The organism is Nostoc sp. LEGE 12454, assembly GCF_056620565.1.
Genome location: NZ_JBWQXL010000007.1, coordinates 99,655 through 120,896, shown reverse-complemented (window position 1 = coordinate 120,896; position 21,242 = coordinate 99,655). Strand labels below are relative to the sequence as shown.

The following is a 21,242-nucleotide window of genomic DNA, read 5'->3' as shown; positions in this document are numbered from 1 at the left end:
TTGCTTTTCGCCGGAGGCGAGTATTACAAATTACCAGCCTTTATAGCTGCTAAGGTTCTCTCTAGTAACCAACTTGACTGGAATCAGAATATTTGATGATTCAGGTTTTTTACCCTGGATGATATCGTTACCAATCTGAACCGCTTTTTGAGCCATCCCTGCGGGATTTTGAGCAGCAGTTGCAGCAAACACACCATCTTTATCTTCCATTGCTTTGGTTGCATCAGGCGATCCGTCAACCCCAACAATAAAAAATTCTTTACGTCTTGCTTGTTTAGCGGCTAAATCTGCGCCGACACCGCTTTGGTCGTTAGTGGCAAAAACGGCATCAATTTTGGGAAAAGTTGTCAGCAAATCGCTCATGACTCTTAGTCCTCCATCCCTTGTCCCTTCAGCGTTTTGCTCTTTAGAGATGAGTTTAATATTCGGATATTTGGACAATGATTTCTCACACCCACTGACTCGCTGATTGATTGAGTCCATCGGAGTACCGTTGAGGATGACTACACTACCTTGACCTTTGAGGCGATCGGCAATATATTGGCAAGCAACCTCACCAGCTTGGGTATTGTTAGAACTAATCATCGCATCCACATCTGCATCAACGGCTGAATCTAATGCAATAACAACCCTACCTGCAAGCCTTGCTTGGTCAATAACTGGTTTAACTCCTTTTTTATCAACAGCGCTGAGGATAATTAGGTCAGTATTTGCAGCCGTAAAATTTTCGATTTGATTGGTTTGTTGGTTTAGATCGAAGGCACTGGAAACCGCATTAACTCTGATATTACCCCCAAGTTTTTGAGCTTCTGTTTCGGCCCCCTTCTGCACAGCATTATAGAAAGGATTGCCTAAGTCACCCAAAGCGACGCCGATTGTTTGCAATTTCCTATTTGAAGTACTAAGACTCTCTGCACTTATATTAGTAGCCTTGTTAGTAGTATTAGTAGCAGCGTTGTGATTCTGGGCGCCATTTGTGCAACCAACAACCGCAAAACCTAATATACCAACTATGAGCGAAATTCTCTTCATATTCATCTGTTTCTAACAACTGATTTAAATTGGATAAAGGTCATCACCAGATAAACTAGGTCTGAAAAACTTAGACCTAACCTAGCGTTACTACTAATTTTTGGAACTGAAACTCCAAAAATCCTGTGATTTGACCAATTGGAGTTATTACTATTAGTTTCACGAACAAAATGTTTTATTTTTAAAGCAAAAATCAGAACATTACACTACTTCAAATAATTACATTATTTTTGGACAAAATTACTTCGTAGTGCATAGCCTGAAAATAGCTTTTAAGTGAAACTTCCAAAAATTAGTTTTATTAAACTTGTAAATCTTTATTTCTTTTGACTTTTTTCATTTTATCTCGCTCCAGTACAAACATTAATTTTGTTTATCGAACTTTACAAATGTAAAGTGTTTTAAATCTCTCGATATAACTCAAAGTCTTTATTCCAAACCATTCGGATAAATTAGGCTATTCAATATTAGGGTAGATTTTAAAAACGTTAACATTTCTCAATCAATCTCCTTCAGAAAAGATACTATTAAAGTAGAGAGTTTTTTGATTGTTAGTGCGAAATTTTGGAAAATGTAAACATCCTTTGGTTAGATTTATACAATTAACTTTCATCAGCTTGACAAGCGTATTTATTGGCAATAGAAGAGTAAACAAGATAATATTTTCAAGCTTGATTAGGGATAAAGAAAGTTGTATACCAATTTTTGTTCTTACTTTATCCCCTCAGAAATAGAAGATTGCAAATTTTTCTTTCAGCAGTTTAAAACTTTAATGTGGCAGGTAAATATTTAGCCATTAAATCTTCATAGTATGGTTTTAATTTCTGCCAATCAGGAGGAATAGGGTTTTTGGAATACAAATCGTAGGGATTGAATAAACGTACCCATTTAAACATTTCTCGATCGTGTTTATCCATCAAATGCTCATAGGCATTTTCCCGATGTTGAGGATAAAATGAGTGATAGCGAAGCATATACAATGCAGGTTCGGGCAAATAGTTTTTCATCATCTGATAAAAATACTCATCATGCCCCCATGAAATATGTACATTACTCAATCCACAGTTAGGCTCGTAAATGCCATATTTAGTGTTGTAATCGGGGTTATTATAATCGGGATTTTCTTTGAAGAATTCTGAGAAAACAATTTTATCAGAAAATGCACAACCTACAGGATAAGTATCCCCTACGGTAGCCCATTGAGGTTCACCAAACAGACAAAGCACTTTCCCCATATCGTGAAAGAAGCCAGTAAGTACCATCCAGTCAGGATGATCGTCAGCGCGAATAGCTTCTGATGTTTGCAATAGATGCTGTAACTGATCCATGTCTGTATCAGGATCGGAATCATCAACCAACTGATTCAAAAATTCGACCGCATCCCAAACAGACATTTCTTTTTTATCAAACTTCAAAAATTCTTTTTCTTTTTGAAGTACAAAATTATATGTTTGATTAATATGATTTAACCGATAAAACTCTTTCACCGTATCTCTGATAGTCGTTTCGTAATTCCTGTACTTTTCGGTGGTTTTACCTTCTTTAACGATGTTATCTGGATCGGGATAGCGATTAAGTAAGTCTTCTTCCCATTCTTCTAGCGAACGTAAGGGATTGTTTTGAGCTTGAGCAATGACATTATTTAGAGTTTGAGACATATCTTCCTAGTTGTCGATATTATGTTTGTTAAATCGTACTTTCGCACTCCTTTGTGCACAGGTGTGCAAAACCTGTATTGGACTTATTTTTTATTTTTGCACACGTGTGCAAAAATGCGTGTTAAGTTTCATTTCGTCTTTGCATACCTATGCACAATCCACTTCCCTCACTGTCTTACCCAATCTCTTTGGTTCAGATTGAAAACAGTGCTTTTATTTTTTTGCACAACCGTGCATGAATTTACTAAATATAAGCTAATCTTTTCGGTTACACACGTGTGCAACAGCTATAATTATGAATATTTATGTCTGACTCAACCAGCCTAGTATCAATTTGTCAATTGTACAGTCGTGGAATACTTAACAAGATTAGCCAACTCTTGTAGCTGGTTTATCGCTTCTGCACCCTCCAACTTCATTAACTCGCGATCGTCCCACAATTCCATCCAAGTAATTCCGTAATCAGACACTAAAAACCGAATCAGGTGCTTTTCTTTCAGGCTAACCATAAATGAAGCACTGTTCATTTGTTCGCCGCACGTATAACAAGACGCAGTATAGCCACGCCGCTCAAGTATAATTGTCAAGGCTTGCAGGTTCATTACCAAGTCTTGAACGAATTGCTGATGCTGTTGCGCTAATCTTATAAACACTACTTTTCTCCTACCATTACAGTTATCTGCTTGCTTTGATATTTCTTTAGACTTACATGTGATGTGATTTAGTTGCCAAAAGTTCGTGTTTTCCTAGATACGTGATTAATCTTAATATTACGGTTGCCATCACTCAGCTAAATTTCCAGAGCAGTTCTAATGTTTTGCACAATTATCTGGGGTGGCTGTGCAACATCCATAGATAGAGTATCTACTGGTTCTTCTAGTGTATAAAACTGACTATCAAGTAGTTTTTCACTCATGTAATGATTGCTACGCTCTTGTAACCGCATTTGAATCAACTCGTAAGACCCTTTGAGGTAAACTAGCTTGATGCTATCGCTATCCACTACCAAAAATTGCCGATAGCTATTTTTTAAAGCCGAACACGCCAACACCACATTTTTATTTTCTTGTAGCCAATGCTTGATGGCTGTTTGCAAATCTTGTAACCAGGGCATTCTGTCCTCTTCACTCAGAGGGATACCGCGCCGCATTTTCTCAACATTCTCTGGCGAGTGGAAAGTATCAGCGTCGCTAAATTCCCATTCTAAGGAGTCTGCTAGCAGTTTTCCGATGGTAGTTTTTCCAGAACCAGATACACCCATGACGATAATAATCATTTTTTTCTTAATAAAAGTTCAACTAATTCGGAATTCGGAATTTGTAACTTGTAACTTGTAGTTGTAATCATTGACGGAGGTGAAAGTGAGGACTTTTAACTCCTTACCATGCAAAATGTGAGTTGTACTAAATTCTCTTGACAAATCACAATTATTTTCTATAATACATATGAATGCACACGTGTGCAATGCTTAAAAGCTAAGATAAAATAATGAATAAACGCAGAATTTCAATTGAAGATATTGCCCGCAGAGCAGGGGTTTCTCATTCGACAGTTTCACGTGCTTTGCGAGATAATGCTCTGATTAGCCCGAAAGTGCGAGAAGAAATTAAGCGACTGGCACAGGAGATGAGCTATGTGCCGAATGCTATTGCTCAAAGCCTGCAAAATAAACGTACTAATACTATTGGTGTAGTAGTAACTTCAATTTCAGATCCCTTTTATGGTGAGGTGGTAGAGGGAATAGAGAAGATAGCCAGACCAGCGGGTTTGAGTGTTTTATTGAGTGCTTCACACCGAGATTTTGAGCAGGAAATGGCAGCTATTGATACTTTTCATCGCCGTAGGGTGGATGGAATCTTAATAGCTGACTCGCGAATTAGTAAACAGCATACTAAACAACTCACACAAATTGCTGTACCAACAGTTTTAATTAATAGTCAGACTGAAGACCAATCAGAAATATTTCATTCAGTTGCAATAGACGATCGCTTAGGTGCTAAATTAGCGACAGAGCATCTAATTAGTTTAGGACACACTGCTATTGGTTATTTGGGTGTAGGCGATCGCAGCAGATCGAACCAGCAGCGCCTAGAAGGATATCAAATGGCCCTTGCAGAAGCTGGTATCCCACAAAATGCTGATTGGGTTTCAATTAGTGACGAATATGATACCAGAACCAGCGACGTTAACACCGGACAAAATATGCTGTCTAAACTATTGACTGCGGAAGTTACAGGCATATTTTGTTACAACGATATGGTAGCGGTTGGTGCTCTGTTAGCTTGCCAAGAATTAGGTATTTTAGTACCGCGAAATTTAAGCCTCGTCGGATTTGATGGTATTGCTTTGGGTTGTTACGTTACGCCTGCACTGACCACAATCAGCCAGCCAATGTTGGAAATTGGTGGCTATGCCATGCAAATGTTACTCGATTTAATAGAAGAAAAAACTGTGGAAAACCGCGTTTTATCTCCTTTTCTATTAAAGCGTGGTAGCAGTGCAGCATTATTAACAATTTAAAACTCAAAACAATTTATACAAAAATTATGTTAACTAAAAAACCGAGTTTATCTCCCGATCGCTGCTTTTCTCCAGAACCAATTCAAAGACGATTAGCTCATCAATTTTTTGATAGCATATCTGCGTTACCTTTAGTCTGCCCACACGGCCACGTAGATCCAGCTTTGTTAGCTAATCCCGCAGCCCGTTTTGGTTCACCGACGGAATTACTGATTATCCCTGATCACTACCTTTTGCGGATGCTTTATAGTCGGGGCGTATCTCTGCAAGCTTTGGGGATACCAAGCAATGATGGTTCGCCAGCAGAAACCGACCACCGTAAAATCTGGCAATTGTTCGCCGACCATTTTTATCTATTTCAGGGTACTCCATCTGGATTGTGGCTGAAAGAGGAACTAACTAACGTCTTTGGGGTAGATGAACCTTTAAATTCTCGCAATGCCGGACGTATCTATGATTATTTGGAAGGTTTGTTAGCCTCACCGGAGTTTTCTCCTCGTGCTTTATTCAAACGCTTTAATATCGAAGTGCTTTGTACTACCGATGCCGCCAGTGATAACCTAGAGAATCAGCGATCGCTCCACGAAGAAGGTTTTACTCAAATCAGACCAACTTTTCGACCAGATGCAGTAGTTAATCTGGATGCTCCTGGTTGGCGCGAAAATCTTACCCAATTGGAAAGCACTATCGGTAGAGAAATTAGTACTTACGCCAATTTTGTGCAAGCTTTAGAAGAACGTCGAGCTTTCTTTAAAAAAATGGGCGCGACAGCTACCGACCAAGGTGCAGCTACACCTTATACCACACGCCTTTCTCACCAAGAAGCTGAAGCTATCTTTGCGAGAGCATTAATCGGCAAGCTGAATCCAGGTGATGTCGAAAATTTTACCGGTCATATCTTCATGGAAATGGCGCGGATGAGTGTGGAAGATGGGTTGGTGATGCAAATGCATTGTGGTGTGATGCGTAATCATAACCCAGCTTTATTTGAGAAATTTGGAGCTGATAAAGGTGCTGATATTCCCGTAAAAATCGAATGGACTGAAAATCTGCACCCGTTATTATCAGCTTACGGTAGCGATCGCCGCTTCCATTTAATCATTTTTGGCATGGATGAAAGCACTTATAGCCGCGAAATGGCTCCGTTAGCTGGTCATTATCCCAGTGTATTGCTCGGCCCTCCTTGGTGGTTTCACGACAGCGTAAATGGTATGGAGCGTTATTTCAATCAGGTTATGGAAACTGCGGGAATTTATAATACTGCTGGATTTAATGATGATACACGGGCTTTTGTTTCGATTCCGGCTCGTCATAATGTCTGGCGGCGGGTAGCTTGTAATTGGTTGGCTGGATTGGTCGCACGGGGATTGGTTGAGGAGGAGGAAGGGTATGGTATGGCTCGTGCTTTGGCTTATGACCTCGCTAAGGTTGCTTATAAGTTTGAGGGGAATTGAGGGGGAATTTAAACGCATAGGCGCTTCGCCTTCCCGTAGGGTAGGAGCGCGGAGGGAAGCGCAGAGGTACGCAGAGAATTTTACTAAGTGGGGGAATCACTTTGATTTTAAGTAAACTTTTTAGTTTGAAGGAGCGGGTTGCGGTAGTTACGGGTGGTTCTGGTGTGCTTGGTGGGGCTATGGCAAAGGGTTTGGCTCTGGCTGGAGCGCGAGTGGTGGTTTTGGGTCGCAATGAAGTCAGGGCGGGGGCGGTGGTGGCTGAGATTACTGCTAACGGTGGAGAAAGTATCGCTGTGGTTGCAGATGTTAGCGATCGCTCTCAATTAGAAATCGCTAGGGATGTTATTATACAACGTTGGGATGAAATAGATATCTTGGTAAATATGGCTGGTGGTAATATTCCGGCTGCCACAATTACTGCTGATGCGACTATTTTTGATATGCCACATACAGCCTTTGAGGAAGTGGTTAGCCTCAACTTAGTTGGCACTTTACTACCTTGTCAGGTTTTTGGTCAAGCAATGGTGGAAAGAAGTCAACCCCACGGTTGTATTGTCAATATTTCTTCTATGTCTGCCATTCGAGCGATTAGTCGGGTGGTTGGCTACTCAGCTGCAAAAGCGGGGATAGATAACTTTACTCGTTGGCTAGCCGTAGAACTCGCCCAAAAATATGGTGATGGAATGCGAGTAAATGCGATCGCACCAGGTTTTTTTATTGGCGAACAAAATCGAGATTTACTCTTAAATTCTGATGGTAGTTTGACCGTTCGCGGGCAAAAAATTATCGACCATACCCCTGCCGGACGTTTCGGAAAACCAGATGAATTACTCAGCACTTTGATTTGGTTATGTAGTTCTGGTTCTAGTTTTGTTAACGGGGTAGTTGTGCCAGTAGATGGTGGATTTAGTATCTACAGTGGAGTTTAATAATGTCATGTATTCACTAGCCGTAAATAACGGTACACTTTCAGATGAGCAAGTTTCCGAGCTAGTTCATCAAGCTTTAGCAGACCCTAAGTTGGATGGACAGCGCATTTTGGTGTTAATTCCAGATAGTACCCGCACTGCTCCCATCCCGCAAATGTTTCGATTGCTTCATCAGGAGTTGGGTCAAAGAGTAGCGGCTCTGGATTTTTTAATTGCTCTGGGTACACATAATCCGATGAGTGAAGAACAAATCAATCACTTGGTGGGAGTGACACCAGAGGAGCGAGAGACAACTTTTAAAAAAGTTCGTATCTTTAACCACCTTTGGAATGAGCCAGATACCTTTATTTCTTGTGGAATAATTTCGGCAGACGAGATAGCAGAAATTAGTGGTGGAATGCTACATCAGTCAGTTAATGTACGTATTAATAAGCTTATCGCAGAATACGATTTAATCGCGATCTGCGGCCCAGTTTTCCCTCATGAAGTTGTCGGTTTCTCTGGTGGAAATAAATATTTTTTCCCTGGTATTGGTGGTCAAGAAGTAATTAATCTCTCCCACTGGTTAGGTGCTTTAATTACTTGTTACGAAATTATTGGTACGCTGGGAATAACACCAGTTCGACGTTTGATTAACCGAGCCGCTAACCTGATTTCTACCCCAAAGCTTTGTTTGGCGATGGTGGTCGCACCCAAAACAAATCAGCTAGCTGGACTTTATATAGATCGACCAGAATCAGCTTGGGAAGCTGCTGCAAAACTATCAGCTAAACTACATATTAAATATGTAGATCGGCCTTTTAAACAAGTGCTTTCAGTCATGCCCCAAATGTATGATGACATTTGGACGGCAGCAAAAGGAATGTACAAGCTAGAGCCAGTAGTTGCTGACGGAGGCGAAGTAATTATATATGCGCCTCATATTACCGAGTTTAGCTATACACACGGCGAAATTCTCTCCCAAATTGGCTATCATGTGCGGGATTACTTTCTCAAACAGTGGGATAAATTCCAAGACTATCCTGCTGGAGTGCTAGCCCATAGTACTCACTTAAAAGGGATGGGTACTTTCGATCTGATAGAAGGAGAACAAGCGCGGATTCGCGTTACTTTAGCTACTGGCATTTCTGCTGAACGCTGTGCTGTTCATAACTTGAATTATCGCGATCCGGCGACTATTCAACCCACTGAATGGGCTAACCGAGAGGATGAAGGTATATTGCTTGTGCCAAAGGCTGGCGAGATTCTATACCGTCTGAGTGACAGTAATTTTCAGGAAACTAAATCGTAGACTGCGATCGCAAGTTAATTTTACACTTCGCGCTATTCTTGATCTGATGAAACGTCAGCGAATCAGTTTATAGCAGCGAACAAAAAAGCATGGGTGGGAAATTAATTGTATTTGAAGGGGTGGAAGGCTGTGGCAAAACCAGCCAAATGCAGCTTTGTTCTGAGTGGTTGGAAAGTCTCGGTGTTTCTGTGGTGGTAACTCGCGAACCGGGGGGAACAGAGTTAGGTGTACATCTTCGCCGCTTGCTACTAGAAAAGTCAGAAGATAAACCCTTCGGCTCCGCTCAGGGCAAGCCAGTTGCAGAGGTGACAGAACTTTTGTTGTATGCGGCTGACCGATCGCAACACGTTGAACAAGAACTCAAACCAAATCTCGCAGCTGGGAAATATATTTTATGCGATCGTTACACTGACTCTACCATTGCCTATCAAGGATATGGTCGCGGTCTGAACATGAGTTTAATTAATCAGCTTAATAATATTGCTACTGGTGGTTTAGAAAGCGATCTAACTATTTGGCTAGATGTCGATGTCGAGGTTGGACTGTCCCGCAAACTCTCAGATAAATTAGGACTAGACCGCATTGAACAAGAGACAATCGCTTTTCATCGCCGCGTTCAGCAAGGATACGCACATCTAGCAGCATCCCATCCCTCACGAATTGTTCGGGTAGATGGCAGCTTGAGTAAAGAAGCTGTACAACAGGTAATTCAAGGAATTTTACGCGCACACCTGCACCTGTAGGGGACTTCCAGTGAAAAAAACATCCCTGCGGGACGCTTTGCGAAGTGGATGGCAGCGATCGCTGCTACATCTCTACAAGGGTTCAGGATAACGCATATTTAATTTCTGAATATGTCTAATAGTTAATTGTTACCTTTAAAAACTTGGATAGAACTTATAAGAAAAATTGCTGCTTTTGATTCCAACTACCTACTTTACCAAAATTTTTCCTTTAGACGGTTATAAATTATTCTTGAGAGTACGGAAAGCCGACCAAAAAGTGACTACACGATTTATTCTGTAATTAATTTTTGTAAATTAGATAATTGACCAGCGATAGTAGAGATTTTTCCCAAAATATCATCATTTATTTGAGAATTTGACGATTTTAGAAAATTTTTAGCAATCGGTAAAATCTATATTTAAGATTGCACCAAATCACCAAAAATTAATCATCCAGAGCGTATTTACCTCTTTAGGAGTGGGTAATTTCCGTACTAGGATAGACGAAAATTATATAAGTAAGAGCTTAGGATTTAAAGGGAATTGTTCATAACTTTAGTATCTGAAGTTAATTTCTGATGCAAAGTGAATCAATTAAAAACACTACAACAACAGAAAGAAAAAACTTCTAATTCAAGTTTTATTTGTCAGGAGGTTTGTGATGCGAATTGCTCAAGTAGCTCCACTGTGGGAAAGAGTTCCACCTCCAGGTTATGGAGGTATAGAGTTAGTCGTGGGGTTACTGACCGATGAATTAGTCCGGCGCGGGCACGAAGTAACTTTATTTGCATCGGGAGATTCTATTAGTCTGGCAACACTAGTCTCAGTTCATCCCCGTGCCCTCAGACTCGATCGCACAATCAAAGATTACAGCATTTACGAAATGCTAAATCTAGCTTCGGTGTATGAACGTGCAGAAGAGTTTGATATTATTCACTCCCATATTGGGTGTGCGGCACTAGCTTACGCGAATCTCGTCACAACCCCTACGGTTCACACGTTACACGGTATTTTTACCCCTGATAACGAAAAATTGTTCAGTTTTGCTAAAAAACAACCCTATATCAGTATTTCCAATGCACAACGAGAAACAAGATTAGGGTTGAACTGTGTAGCAACGGTTTACAACGGGATTGATGTTAGCAGTTATAAGTTTCACGCCCAACCAGAAGATCCACCCTACTTGGCGTTTTTGGGCCGAATATCTCCAGAAAAGGGAGTGCACTTAGCAATAGAAATTGCAAAAGCTGCTGGTTGGCATTTGAAAATGGCAGGTAAGGTGGATGTCGTTGATGTAGAATACTTTGAAAAGGAAATCAAACCGCACATCGACGGCGAGCAAATTGAGTATTTGGGTGAAGCCAACCACGATCAAAAAAATGCTCTGATGGGAGGTGCGGTAGCAACTCTGTTCCCCATCACTTGGCGGGAACCCTTTGGATTGGTGATGGTTGAGTCAATGGCTTCCGGTACGCCAGTGATTGCGATGAAATTGGGTTCTACTGAAGAGATCGTTTCACACGGCAAGACGGGTTTCCTCTGCAATAATATTCAAGAGTGCATCAGTGCGATCGATCGCGTAACAGAGTTAGACCGCTATGCCTGTCGCCAGCATGTCGAAAATCTTTTTAGCATTAAGCACATGACTGATGGCTATGAGGCGGTTTATCAACAGATAATAGCAGAACGATTTTCTCAGAATGGGCGTTTCCGTAGTTTGCTTAGTTTAGGTAGCAGCCAAATTTAAATATAGCATTTGTGTAATCTTAGATGTTTTTAACTAGGTAGAATACAGATCGTTGTAGGGGTGTACAGCTAGCTGTGCGCCCTAGAAAGTCACGCGATGTCTACGACGGGCTACGCCTACGCTCCATTTGTCTAAAGTTCTAGCACTCACTCCTGGAAATTTTTATAAGTCTTGTAAAGATATAAATTGTTGCTGTTGACGACTCATAATTATTCGCTGTGCTAATTTTTGACTCACGCTAGGAAGAGTTGCTAATTCTACTAAAATTGCGGTGTTGAGATTTACTTTTTGAATTACTTTTAACTCAGTCGATCAAGAAGTTTTTATTTGAGGACATCGTGTTTGTTCTAATTTAATTTTTTGTTGAATTGCTGGTGGTAAGCCTGGTTTGACTTTGGCATAAAGACGAGCAAATTCTCGCACATAATGGGCAGCAACTATCGGATTTTCAATCACTACAAGCGTCTCATCGTTACCATTATTGGCCGCATCTGACCAATTATGAGAACCTGTAATTACTGTTTGACTATCAATAACAGCAAATTTGTGATGCAATAAATCGCCTTTGGGTAATATAGGTACACCTACGGTAGTAATTGGATTTGACCAAGGATGATTGTCAACTTCATATTTACATTTGTTACTAAGAGCAACCCCCATCATATCTAAGGCTTCGCTGTAAGGACGGTAGGCAAATTGTGGTTCAATTAAAGCGCGAATTTGGACACTTTGTTGATGGCGTTTTTCTAAAATATTGGCAAGAGGCTGTTCGGAAAAGACAAATAACGCCATGTCAATAGACTTGGTTGCTGAATCTAAAGTTTTACCAATTAAACCATTACTACTGTTACTCCAAAGTTGAGTTGGAGAAGTAGGCGAAAATTGCACAGTAATTTTGGTATTACCTAAAGTTATTTGTTTAGGGAAACGCATCGGTTTTTTCAAACCAAATTGACTGTCCGGCTGACCTCCCGGTCCGTCTCCCCACATAACATTAAACTCTTCTGTAAATAAAGCAGCTAATTCCGGGCTGTCAATCTGCAAGAAATTATTGGCATTGCCTAAACTGCTGGAATTGGTAAAATCACCAGAAGTATCACTTAATGTAAAATTAGCTGAAGTGATAATTACGAGGCGATTGTCCACAATTACGAACTTGTGATGCATCAAGCTGCTACCCGCTGAACCATCTGCTCGATCGTCTAGCCAGGGAATTTGAGCATTCTGCAAAATTATCAAAGCATCTCTTTGATTGATTTCGGCTGGACTGAGTTGATTATCTTGGTTAAGATCGATAAATTTGCGAAATTCGTTGTAGCGTTCTTGTTCTCTTTTATCTAACTTACCTACTTCAGCAGATGTTAAGCTACTCCAAGGTCGGCTATAGGTATTTTCTAAAATTATCCTGACTTTTACCCCAGCTTTTTGTCTATCAACCAGTGCTTGGGCAACTTTGGGTAAACGTAATTCTTGCACCGCTACATCTACTGTAGATTTAGCTTGTGTAATAGCATCGACAATCTGTTTTTCTAAATCATCCCCCAGACGAGTTTGCTGACGGTAAGCTTCTTGGTATTCTGAAGACTCAGAATGGTTAAAGTAAGCTTGAATTAACGGGTCTTGTGGTAAGGGTGCTGGACGCTGATTGTAGGATTGAACTCGTTGACAACCCGCGAGAGAGAATATCAGTAAAAAGATATATAAAAAATATCTTTGTCTAGAGATAAGTTGCACTGTAATCTGTTAAAAGTGGATTGGAAGTGGACATATTTATCATTCCCAAAATTTTGTGTTCTGAATTAAGTAGAGAAATAAGTTTCCAAGTAAAGGTAAAAATCCACTATTAGATATAAAATTACGGGTATTTTTTTCAGGATTTGTCCACTAAAACTCTATATGCTGAGAAGATCGGCAGTCTATCACTAACGTGTGTTCTCACTATTATCGGTTTTATGCAAATTTATCTAGATTACAGCGCCACTACTCCGACTCGAAAAGAAGCGATCGCAGTTATGCAAACAGTCCTCACTCAACAGTGGGGCAATCCTTCCAGTTTACATGAGTGGGGACAACGGGCGGCAACGGTTGTGGAACAAGCCAGAGTCCAAGTTGCTGGACTACTTAACGCCGCCACTCCTGAAGCGATCGTTTTTACTTCTGGTGGCACTGAGGCAAATAATCTAGCAATTATGGGTGTAGCTCGGTTGTATGCTGTACCTCAACATCTAATTATCTCCAGTGTTGAGCATTCCGCAATTTCTGAAACAGTGCGGTTGCTAGAAATGTGGGGTTGGGAAGTTACGCGCTTATCTGTAGATATTAAAGGCAGAGTCAACCCCTTGGATTTAAAGGCGGCGTTGCGACATAACACAGCCTTAGTTTCTATAATTTACGGTCAGAGTGAAGTTGGGACTGTGCAACCGATCGCAGAACTGGGTAAAATTGTGCGATGCCTGCGGCGGGCGGAGCCATCGCATGGTGCTTTGTTCCACACAGATGCAGTACAAGCTGCGGGACGCTTACCCATAGATGTGCAACAACTTCCTGTAGACTTACTTAGCCTTTCCAGTCATAAAATATATGGACCGCAAGGTGTAGGGGCGTTGTATGTGCGTCCTGGTGTGGAGTTAATGCCCTTACTGGGTGGTGGTGGGCAAGAAATGGGACTGCGTTCTGGTACGCAAGCAGTACCGATAATTGCCGGATTTGGTGTAGCAGCAGAATTAGCAGCGCAAGAATTAGCTACAGAAACACCACGGTTAATTGAGTTACGCGATCGCGCTTTTGCCCAATTAGCTGAGATTCCTGGTTTAATCCCTACAGGGGATGGCTGCGATCGTTTACCTCACCATGTCAGTATGTGCTTAGAAAACGCCGACGGGAAAAAACTTAGCGGTAAAGCCTTGGTACGGCAGCTAAATCTTGCAGGTATCGGCATCAGTGCTGGTGCTGCCTGTCACAGTGGAAAACTTAGCCCTAGTCCAATATTGTTAGCGATGGGTTATTCTGAAAAAGCTGCCTTGGGCGGAATTCGCATCACATTGGGACGTGATACGACTGAAGCTGATATAGATTGGACAGTGATGGTATTAAAGCAAGTTTTGCAAAGGCTGACACCAGATTTATCTTTAGTTAAGCGTTGATTAGCTCATACTAAAATTTAGATACAGCATTTGTCGGAGTGTTTTCTATGTCCCTGCAAGAGCTTAAAGAGCAAGCCCGTCAACTGCCAGCGAGCGATCGCCTTGAACTCGTCCGTGCAATTATTGAATCCTTGCAAGATGTTCCAACCCAACCACCTGAGCGATCGCGCATCATCAAGCAGATGAAAGGTTTATTGAAGACCGATCAGCCAGCGCCGACTGATGAACAAGTGGAGTTCATGCTAGAAGAACGTCGGGTGGAGAAATATCTTTAGTGAGAGTTTTGATTGATACCAACATCATTCTAGATTATTTGCTAGACCGAGAACCATTTTTGCAAGATGCGGAAGCTCTGTTTAATTTGATCGATTCTGGACAAGTGGTTGGATACGTGACTGCAACAACACTCACTGATATTTTCTACATCGCCCGCAGACAGACTCAAAGTATTGAACTTGCTAGACAGGCAGTTTCAACAATACTGGCGGTTTTGGTTATTTGCTCTGTAAATCGGGCTATTTTAGAAGCAGCTTTTGCATCTGGTTTAGCTGATTTTGAGGATGCGGTACAAATTTATTGTGCAGTCGCTCAGAGTGTAGACGCGATCGTTACTCGCGATTTGCAAGGGTTTTCCAATTCAGCTATACCCGTTTTATCAGTGCGTCAGGTATTAGAGCAGTTGGGGTCACTTGAGGAGACGCAGGATTAGTCGTTTCAGCATAACGAAGAAGAGCGAATCACTTTCGGCAAGAAATAACTGGCCATAAGCGATCGCCTTTACCATATTGATCCTTTCGTCACCATCATATTCCTCGGCAGGACTGCTAGGATTTCCATAGATTCGGTTTAACAATGAGCTACTCAAGCAAGTTTCAGAGTTGCATTTATCAAATTTCGTGCTAACCAGACCAGAAATATTAGCTAATCTCAGGACAATAACACCATGAACACTGCCAAACTCACCACTGATGGCACTCACCAAATCGTTATTTTGCCAGAAGATTTTCAACTTACTGGTACTGAAGTTTATATCAAAAAAATTGGCAACGCCATTGTCCTGATTGCCAAAGACAACCCTTGGGAATCCCTTATTGATAGTCTAGACAATTTTTCTGATGACTTCATGACTACCAGAGTTCAGCCAGTTATTGACACTAGAGAAAGTTTTTAAATGCAATACCTGCTTGATACGAACATCTGCATTTACCTGATAAAGCAAAAACCCTAAAAAGTACTGGATAAATTTCAACCCCTTAGCATTTCTGATGTTGGTATCTCCTCTATCACCGTTGCTGAACTCGAATACGGAGTTGCCAAAAGGAGCTAGTGCGTTGGGCGGCTTTGCCGACTTGAAGCAACTAGCGTTCAACAGCAAGAGAAAAACCGCATCGCCCTGATGCAATTTCTGCTACCTCTAGAAATTGTCGAATTCAATCAAGCATCTGCAACAATTTACGGCAGCATCAGAAGCGATCTCGAAAGTAGAGGACTTATTATTGGTGCAATGGATATGCTCATTGCTTCTCATGCGCTGAGTTTAGGAGTTACCCTAGTCACCAATAATGTGCGAGAGTTTTCTCGTATTCCTATGCTCTTATTAGAAAACTGGGTTGAGTAGTTGTCAGTATGCGAGATGTGATGATATTGCGTAACTGGCTTGCTGTAATATCAATCAAAATAACTTTAAGCTCAATAAAAATCAGCATTATGAGTATTATCGTCTTCGGCAGCATAAATATAGATTTGGTAGCAACAACACCCCGGTTGCCAGTTGCAGGAGAAACGTTGCTAGGAGAAGATTTTTTTAAAGTTTCGGGAGGGAAAGGAGCCAATCAAGCCGTAGCATTAGCAAAATTGGGCATTCCTACCCAGATAGTAGGGCGTGTAGGTGCAGACGATTTTGGTAAGGAACTTGTTAACAATTTACAAACATCTGGTGTGCAGACTGATAACATTTTTGTAGATAAAACTGTTAGTTCTGGAGTCGCGATCATCACCGTAAGTCAGACTGGTGAAAATCAAATTGTTGTCATTCCTGGTGCAAATGGGCGCGTCAATCAAGAAGATGTAGAGCGATTATCCCACTTTTTACCAGAAGCTACAGCACTACTTTTACAACTAGAAATTCCTATTACTGCCGTGGTTGCTGCTGCTAAAGCCGCAAAAGGTGCAAACATAAAAGTAATTTTTGACCCCGCACCCGCACAATCTAATTTACCAGATGAGCTGTATCCATTGGTTGATATTATTACACCGAATGAAGTTGAAGCAGCGCAGTTGGTGGGTTTTTCTGTGAATGGAGAGGAACAAGCCGCCAAAGCAGCTGCGATTTTATTACAACGGGGTGTGAAATGTGCGATCGTCAAACTGGGTGCTAAAGGTGTTTTTTGTGCCACTGCTGAAGAAAAGTTTTTTGTACCCGCGTTTTCAGTTCATACAGTTGACACAGTAGCCGCAGGCGATGCTTTCAATGGTGGTTTAGCGGCGGCACTTTTTGAAGGACTTTCCTTACATCAAGCAGTTGTTTGGGGTGCAGCAGCAGGTGCTTTGACAGCGACAAAACCAGGCGCACAAACTTCGCTACCAGATAGGTTTACATTTGATGCATTTCTCAAGGAAAGGGGAATGAATGGTGGCTTTCAAGGGTAGTTATTTAAAAAAGCATAGATAAACAAGTAAAATACTTATCCGATCGGGATCGGCAGAAATATCAGTGCGGAGCTTCTGAACGATGTAGGGTGTATAGCAGGAGAAATGCAGATAGTAAAAGTGAGGAATTAAGTATGGCACTATATCTAGACTCCGCGATCGCATCGGAAGCTGAAGTTGTTAAGCTTTGGGGATGGGTAAAAGGTATCACAACAAATCCCACACTGTTATCTCAAAGCGATACTCCACCAGAAACCACGCTCAAAAAATTGGTTGCCTTGACAAATGGCCCTTTATATTATCAACTTGTGGCATCCGATAAAGCTGGGATGCTAGCTGAAGGTAGAAAAGCTTTCGAGATTATTGGTTCGCAAACAATTTTGAAGATTCCCGCAACACCGTTAGGGTTTGAAGTGGTGGCGAGTCTATCACCAGAAATTACCTGTTCGGTGACAGCGATTTATAGTGCAGCACAAGCAGCAGTCGCACGAGAAGCAGGAGCTAAAATTGCCATAGCTTATGTAAATCGAGCTACCCGATTGTTAGGTGACGGTATTTCTTTAGTGCGGGATATGGCTAGCGTACTCAAAGGTAGTGATACGGAAATCTTGGCAGCTAGTATCAAATCTCCTGAAGAAGCAGCCGCATCGTTGCAAGCTGGGGCGAATCATTTAACTTTACCACTGGCAATGTTGCAGGCGATCGCAACTCATGAATTCTCCCAAAAAACTGTTGAAGAATTTGCTAAAGGAGGCATTGGTTTAAGTAATTCGTAATTCGTAATTCGTAATTCGGATGTGTTCAATAAGTGAATTTAGCTAAACTATAAAAATCAAATTTACTCAACATCTCCAAAAAGGTGAATACCGCAGGTACTTGCAGGGTATTAGATAAAGTTGCAGTTGCAATGACTCTTTCAAGTGGTGCAGGTAAACTGTATACCTGCACCTTTGGGGGAATGGGTACAGCTGCTAAACGAGGCATAATAGCTGCTCTCAATCCTTGATTCACCATACTAACGACTGTGGAATCTTCTTGAATGTCGCTAGCAGTATGGATTGGAATTGCTAAAGTCTTCAGGTGGTTGTGAAGAATGCGTCCACAGGGTGTACAAGGAAGTAAAACCGGCGGATAGGCTGCGATATCTTCCCAAGTAATTTGCGGACTGCTAATTTTGGTATCTGGTGGTAGTAAAGCTACATACTCATCCCGAAAAATTTCCCAGGTTTGAAATTCTTCACCAGTTGGGAGACAGGTAATACCAATATCGGCACGTCCATCATGCAAACACTGCTCTACATCCGTGAAAGCAGCACACTCTATGATTGTGACAGCAATTTCTGGGAATTGATTGTGAAATTGGGCGATCGCTTTTGGTAATAGATGAGTAGCGACGCTCCGAAAAGCCGCAATTCGCACATGACCACCGTGTAAACCTTTATGCAAGTTTGCTTCGTGTTGCATCATTTTTAGATGCTGCATTGCTTGACGTGCATGATACAAAATGCGCTCTCCAGCAGGTGTCAGCACAGCACCGTGACGACCTCTCGCAAATAATGGCACACCTAATTCTTCTTCTAGGGTAGCGATCGCATGACTAATTGCAGGCTGAGAAAGCTGCAATTCTAAGGCTGCTTCACTAAAGTTACCACAATCTGCTACTGCAACTATGGCTCGGAGTTGGGAGAGTTTCATAGGCAATTGATGAGAACAAGGGTATACACATCCTGACTTTATTGTGGCAAAAAGGTTGTATTAGTGATTTTTCATATCTATAAATCCCATTTATAGAACCTATGCAAGCCATGATTTGATTCCTAACTGAGATGTTGTTACTGTTTTATTTACTGAGCAAATTTCAGGAATAATTTTATGAACAATAACATTAAGTGTTTACAAACAGAAGATATAGAAATAAATTGTAGTCCGTCATTCGAGAAAAAAAGCCACTCAAACTTCTGGAAATCTCTGCATCTGATTTGGGAAATTTTTGTCAAAAAACTCCTAGCCGATCCTAGTGAATTACAAGTTTGGCAAAAGGTTGACCGCCACGGTAATATCTATTGGCAAGCTTACGACCCGGCAACCGGAAAATCTTTCTCTTCCGGTTCCGAAACTGATGTGTCTATGTGGATTGAACAACTTTATCGGTATTAAAAACATGACACAACTTACTTTAGTAATCGGCAACAAAAATTATTCATCTTGGTCACTTCGTCCTTGGTTAGCGATGAAGCAATTTGGTTTGGAATTCAATGAAATTCGGATTCCTCTCTATAACGATCCAGATTGTTCATCGAAAATTCGGCAATACTCGTCATCAGGAAAAGTACCTGTGTTATTGCACGATACGCAAACAGTGTGGGATTCTCTCGCTATTTGTGAATATCTAGCTGAAACTTTTCCAACCCTGCAATGGTGGCCAGAGAATAAGGCCGCAAGAGCATTAGCCCGTTCTGTCAGTGCGGAAATGCACTCAGGATTTCAAAAATTGCGTCAGAATATGCCCATGAACTGCCGTACTAAATATCCTGGTAAAGGTTTAGAACCCGGCGTACAACAAGACATTGACCGCATTATTAGTATCTGGCAAGAATCACGTCAAAAGTTTGGAACTGGTGGCAATTTTTTGTTTGACAATTTCACGATTGCCGATGCATTTTTTGCTCCAGTTGTCCTACGCTTTATCGCCTATGATGTGCAGTTAGATACTGTTTCTAGAAATTATGTGGAGTCAATTTTGGCACTTCCAGCAATGCAAGAGTGGATAAATGCAGCAAAGAATGAGACAGAAGTTATTCCCCAATATGAGTTTTAGGGAAATAGGAAATAATAAAAACTTCAATTTTAGATACAAATCAAAGGGATATTCCTATTAGACATCTGGTGAAATTAAATATGCGTTATCTAGAACCTTTGTAGAGACTTAGCAATGCTAAGTCTCTACATTCTTTTTTAGAGATTGATAATTTGAAATAGTCATGACCTCCCTATAGCCCCTGCGATGCTTTGGAGGACGGCGTTAGGTGGGAGGGAATTTTCTTACAAATCATTTAGGATTGCGATCGCTCTCTTAAGCCACTCTGGTAAACTGTAAGGTCTATCCAGGAAAATCGCCCGATCCATGCCGACACTGTTCAAGCTCTAGTGCTTATGGAGCATAGCTTATAGCTTTACAAACGTGCTATTCTTCTCTAACGACTGTTTAATAGCGTTAAGCTAGAATAAATCCATTTTAATATTAGTAATGCCTAATATTCAAGAACACGTAAACACTCTAGTTACGAAATTTGTTCCGGGTTATAGATTTTTTCGTTTACAAGAACTGACAATTGATAAAAATAATTCAATTCAAACAGAAATTAATAGTAAATCAATTAAAGTTCTCAGTTGGAATATTGCTAAACAAAACTATAATAACACTTGGCTAGAAGATTTTTACAAAATCATTGCAAATTATCAGCCAAACCTCATATTTTTACAAGAGTTCTCTCTAAAGTTAGAGGCAGAAGAATGGGCAAAATGGTTGAAAATGAATTGGAGTTTTGCTCCTAATTTCGTAGATATTCATCATCAAACTTATTCAGGAATCTTTACAGCCTCGACAATCAACCCAATTACCAAAAAAGTTATAACTACTAAGCATTATGAGCCGATTGTTAAAACTCCTAAAATTTCTTTAATCACCGAGTATCTGCTATCTGAGCAAAATACAACTCTTATGACAATCAATACTCATCTGATCAATTTTGTAGATATAAATAAATTTAAAATCCAACTAAATGAATTGGAACAAGCGTTATCTATACATCGGGGGCCACTAATATTTTCAGGAGATTTCAATACTTGGAGTCGCAAAAGAGCAGTTATTCTCAATCAAGTAACAACTCAATTAGGATTAACGCCTGTAATTTTCGCACCTGATGAGAAGGAGAAAATTAAACGCTTCCTGTTATCACCCCCTTTAGATCACATCTTTTATCGAGATATAAGTGTGAAGAAAGCCAGTGCTAAGGTGCTAGACCAAATTTGTTCATCCGATCATAAGCCATTGCTGGCAGAATTTACTTATACCAATACTCAAAAAAATTAAG

Annotated in this window: 21 protein-coding genes and 2 pseudogenes; 16 read left to right on the top strand and 7 right to left on the bottom strand. The window is 40.8% G+C overall.

The features are described 5' to 3' along the window. Positions 1-30: 30 nt before the first annotated feature. The 4 genes from AC1F2U_RS10050 to AC1F2U_RS10035 form a co-directional block, all read right to left on the bottom strand. Positions 31-1,032 (bottom strand): ABC transporter substrate-binding protein, encoded by a 1,002-nt coding sequence (locus tag AC1F2U_RS10050; RefSeq protein ID WP_480260973.1) that lies wholly within the window; start codon positions 1,030-1,032, stop codon positions 31-33. Between the two features lie 761 nt (positions 1,033-1,793). Next, complete coding sequence (locus tag AC1F2U_RS10045) at positions 1,794-2,690, bottom strand: inositol oxygenase family protein (RefSeq protein ID WP_480260972.1); 897 nt, start codon at positions 2,688-2,690, stop codon at positions 1,794-1,796. 329 nt (positions 2,691-3,019) lie between these two features. Continuing rightward, the gene (locus tag AC1F2U_RS10040) at positions 3,020-3,343 is read right to left on the bottom strand and encodes a DUF1815 family protein (protein ID WP_480260971.1); all 324 of its coding nucleotides are present in this window, start codon (positions 3,341-3,343) and stop codon (positions 3,020-3,022) included. Positions 3,344-3,480: 137 nt separating this feature from the next. Continuing rightward, positions 3,481-3,966: a gluconokinase gene (locus tag AC1F2U_RS10035; RefSeq protein WP_480260970.1), complete on the bottom strand. Its 486-nt coding sequence runs from the start codon at positions 3,964-3,966 to the stop codon at positions 3,481-3,483. Between the two features lie 212 nt (positions 3,967-4,178). Here AC1F2U_RS10035 and AC1F2U_RS10030 point away from each other — a divergent pair, with 212 nt between their 5' ends. From AC1F2U_RS10030 to AC1F2U_RS10005, 6 genes are all read left to right on the top strand, one after another. Then, entirely contained in the window at positions 4,179-5,210 is a 1,032-nt protein-coding gene (locus AC1F2U_RS10030) for a LacI family DNA-binding transcriptional regulator (RefSeq protein WP_480260969.1), read from the top strand. Positions 5,211-5,236: 26 nt separating this feature from the next. Then, on the top strand, positions 5,237-6,664 hold the full coding sequence (gene uxaC, locus AC1F2U_RS10025; RefSeq protein WP_480260968.1) for a glucuronate isomerase: 1,428 nt from the start codon (positions 5,237-5,239) through the stop codon (positions 6,662-6,664). 101 nt (positions 6,665-6,765) lie between these two features. Beyond that, positions 6,766-7,593: an SDR family oxidoreductase gene (locus tag AC1F2U_RS10020; RefSeq protein ID WP_480260967.1), complete on the top strand. Its 828-nt coding sequence runs from the start codon at positions 6,766-6,768 to the stop codon at positions 7,591-7,593. 7 nt (positions 7,594-7,600) lie between these two features. Further along, a complete protein-coding gene (locus AC1F2U_RS10015) occupies positions 7,601-8,884 on the top strand; it encodes a lactate racemase domain-containing protein (RefSeq protein ID WP_480260966.1) in 1,284 nt (427 codons plus the stop codon). An 89-nt stretch (positions 8,885-8,973) separates the two neighbouring features. Beyond that, on the top strand, positions 8,974-9,627 hold the full coding sequence (tmk, locus tag AC1F2U_RS10010) for a dTMP kinase (RefSeq protein ID WP_480260965.1): 654 nt from the start codon (positions 8,974-8,976) through the stop codon (positions 9,625-9,627). 643 nt (positions 9,628-10,270) lie between these two features. Then, the gene (locus AC1F2U_RS10005; RefSeq protein ID WP_480260964.1) at positions 10,271-11,356 is read left to right on the top strand and encodes a glycosyltransferase family 4 protein; all 1,086 of its coding nucleotides are present in this window, start codon (positions 10,271-10,273) and stop codon (positions 11,354-11,356) included. 162 nt (positions 11,357-11,518) lie between these two features. Here the strand turns inward: AC1F2U_RS10005 and AC1F2U_RS10000 are convergent. Continuing rightward, positions 11,519-13,090 (bottom strand): annotated as a pseudogene (locus AC1F2U_RS10000) (phospholipase D-like domain-containing protein). A 218-nt stretch (positions 13,091-13,308) separates the two neighbouring features. On the opposite strand from AC1F2U_RS10000, the gene AC1F2U_RS09995 reads away from it, so the two are divergent. The 3 genes from AC1F2U_RS09995 to AC1F2U_RS09985 are packed head-to-tail and all read left to right on the top strand — an operon-like array spanning position 13,309 to position 15,208. Continuing rightward, a complete protein-coding gene (locus AC1F2U_RS09995; protein WP_480260963.1) occupies positions 13,309-14,499 on the top strand; it encodes a cysteine desulfurase family protein in 1,191 nt (396 codons plus the stop codon). 47 nt (positions 14,500-14,546) lie between these two features. Beyond that, on the top strand, positions 14,547-14,774 hold the full coding sequence (locus tag AC1F2U_RS09990) for a hypothetical protein (RefSeq protein WP_292874045.1): 228 nt from the start codon (positions 14,547-14,549) through the stop codon (positions 14,772-14,774). Continuing rightward, positions 14,774-15,208 (top strand): PIN domain-containing protein, encoded by a 435-nt coding sequence (locus AC1F2U_RS09985; protein WP_480260962.1) that lies wholly within the window; start codon positions 14,774-14,776, stop codon positions 15,206-15,208. The genes AC1F2U_RS09990 and AC1F2U_RS09985 overlap by 1 nt, the downstream gene beginning before the upstream one ends. On the opposite strand, the gene AC1F2U_RS09980 is transcribed toward AC1F2U_RS09985, so the two are convergent. Then, a complete protein-coding gene (locus tag AC1F2U_RS09980) occupies positions 15,185-15,352 on the bottom strand; it encodes a hypothetical protein (protein ID WP_480260961.1) in 168 nt (55 codons plus the stop codon). The genes AC1F2U_RS09985 and AC1F2U_RS09980 overlap by 24 nt on opposite strands. 90 nt (positions 15,353-15,442) lie before the next feature. Between AC1F2U_RS09980 and AC1F2U_RS09975 the strand changes: the two genes are divergently transcribed. The 4 genes and pseudogenes from AC1F2U_RS09975 (at position 15,443) to AC1F2U_RS09960 (ending at position 17,924) form a co-directional block, all read left to right on the top strand. Continuing rightward, on the top strand, positions 15,443-15,670 hold the full coding sequence (locus AC1F2U_RS09975; RefSeq protein WP_480260960.1) for an antitoxin: 228 nt from the start codon (positions 15,443-15,445) through the stop codon (positions 15,668-15,670). Between the two features lie 210 nt (positions 15,671-15,880). Next, a pseudogene (locus AC1F2U_RS09970) lies at positions 15,881-16,117 on the top strand (type II toxin-antitoxin system VapC family toxin); the annotation flags it as partial. A gap of 89 nt (positions 16,118-16,206) precedes the next feature. Continuing rightward, on the top strand, positions 16,207-17,148 hold the full coding sequence (rbsK, locus tag AC1F2U_RS09965; protein WP_480260959.1) for a ribokinase: 942 nt from the start codon (positions 16,207-16,209) through the stop codon (positions 17,146-17,148). A gap of 134 nt (positions 17,149-17,282) precedes the next feature. Then, positions 17,283-17,924: a transaldolase family protein gene (locus AC1F2U_RS09960; RefSeq protein WP_480260958.1), complete on the top strand. Its 642-nt coding sequence runs from the start codon at positions 17,283-17,285 to the stop codon at positions 17,922-17,924. Positions 17,925-17,949: 25 nt separating this feature from the next. Here AC1F2U_RS09960 and AC1F2U_RS09955 read toward each other — a convergent pair whose 3' ends face one another. After that, positions 17,950-18,843 (bottom strand): LysR family transcriptional regulator, encoded by an 894-nt coding sequence (locus tag AC1F2U_RS09955; RefSeq protein ID WP_480260957.1) that lies wholly within the window; start codon positions 18,841-18,843, stop codon positions 17,950-17,952. 177 nt (positions 18,844-19,020) lie between these two features. Between AC1F2U_RS09955 and AC1F2U_RS09950 the strand changes: the two genes are divergently transcribed. The 3 genes from AC1F2U_RS09950 (at position 19,021) to AC1F2U_RS09940 (ending at position 21,241) form a co-directional block, all read left to right on the top strand. Further along, entirely contained in the window at positions 19,021-19,305 is a 285-nt protein-coding gene (locus AC1F2U_RS09950) for a hypothetical protein (protein ID WP_480260956.1), read from the top strand. Positions 19,306-19,309: 4 nt separating this feature from the next. Then, positions 19,310-19,966, top strand: a complete 657-nt coding sequence (locus tag AC1F2U_RS09945) for a glutathione S-transferase family protein (RefSeq protein ID WP_480260955.1) — start codon at positions 19,310-19,312, stop codon at positions 19,964-19,966. 429 nt (positions 19,967-20,395) lie between these two features. Beyond that, positions 20,396-21,241 (top strand): endonuclease/exonuclease/phosphatase family protein, encoded by an 846-nt coding sequence (locus tag AC1F2U_RS09940; protein ID WP_480260954.1) that lies wholly within the window; start codon positions 20,396-20,398, stop codon positions 21,239-21,241. Position 21,242 lies beyond the last annotated feature (1 nt).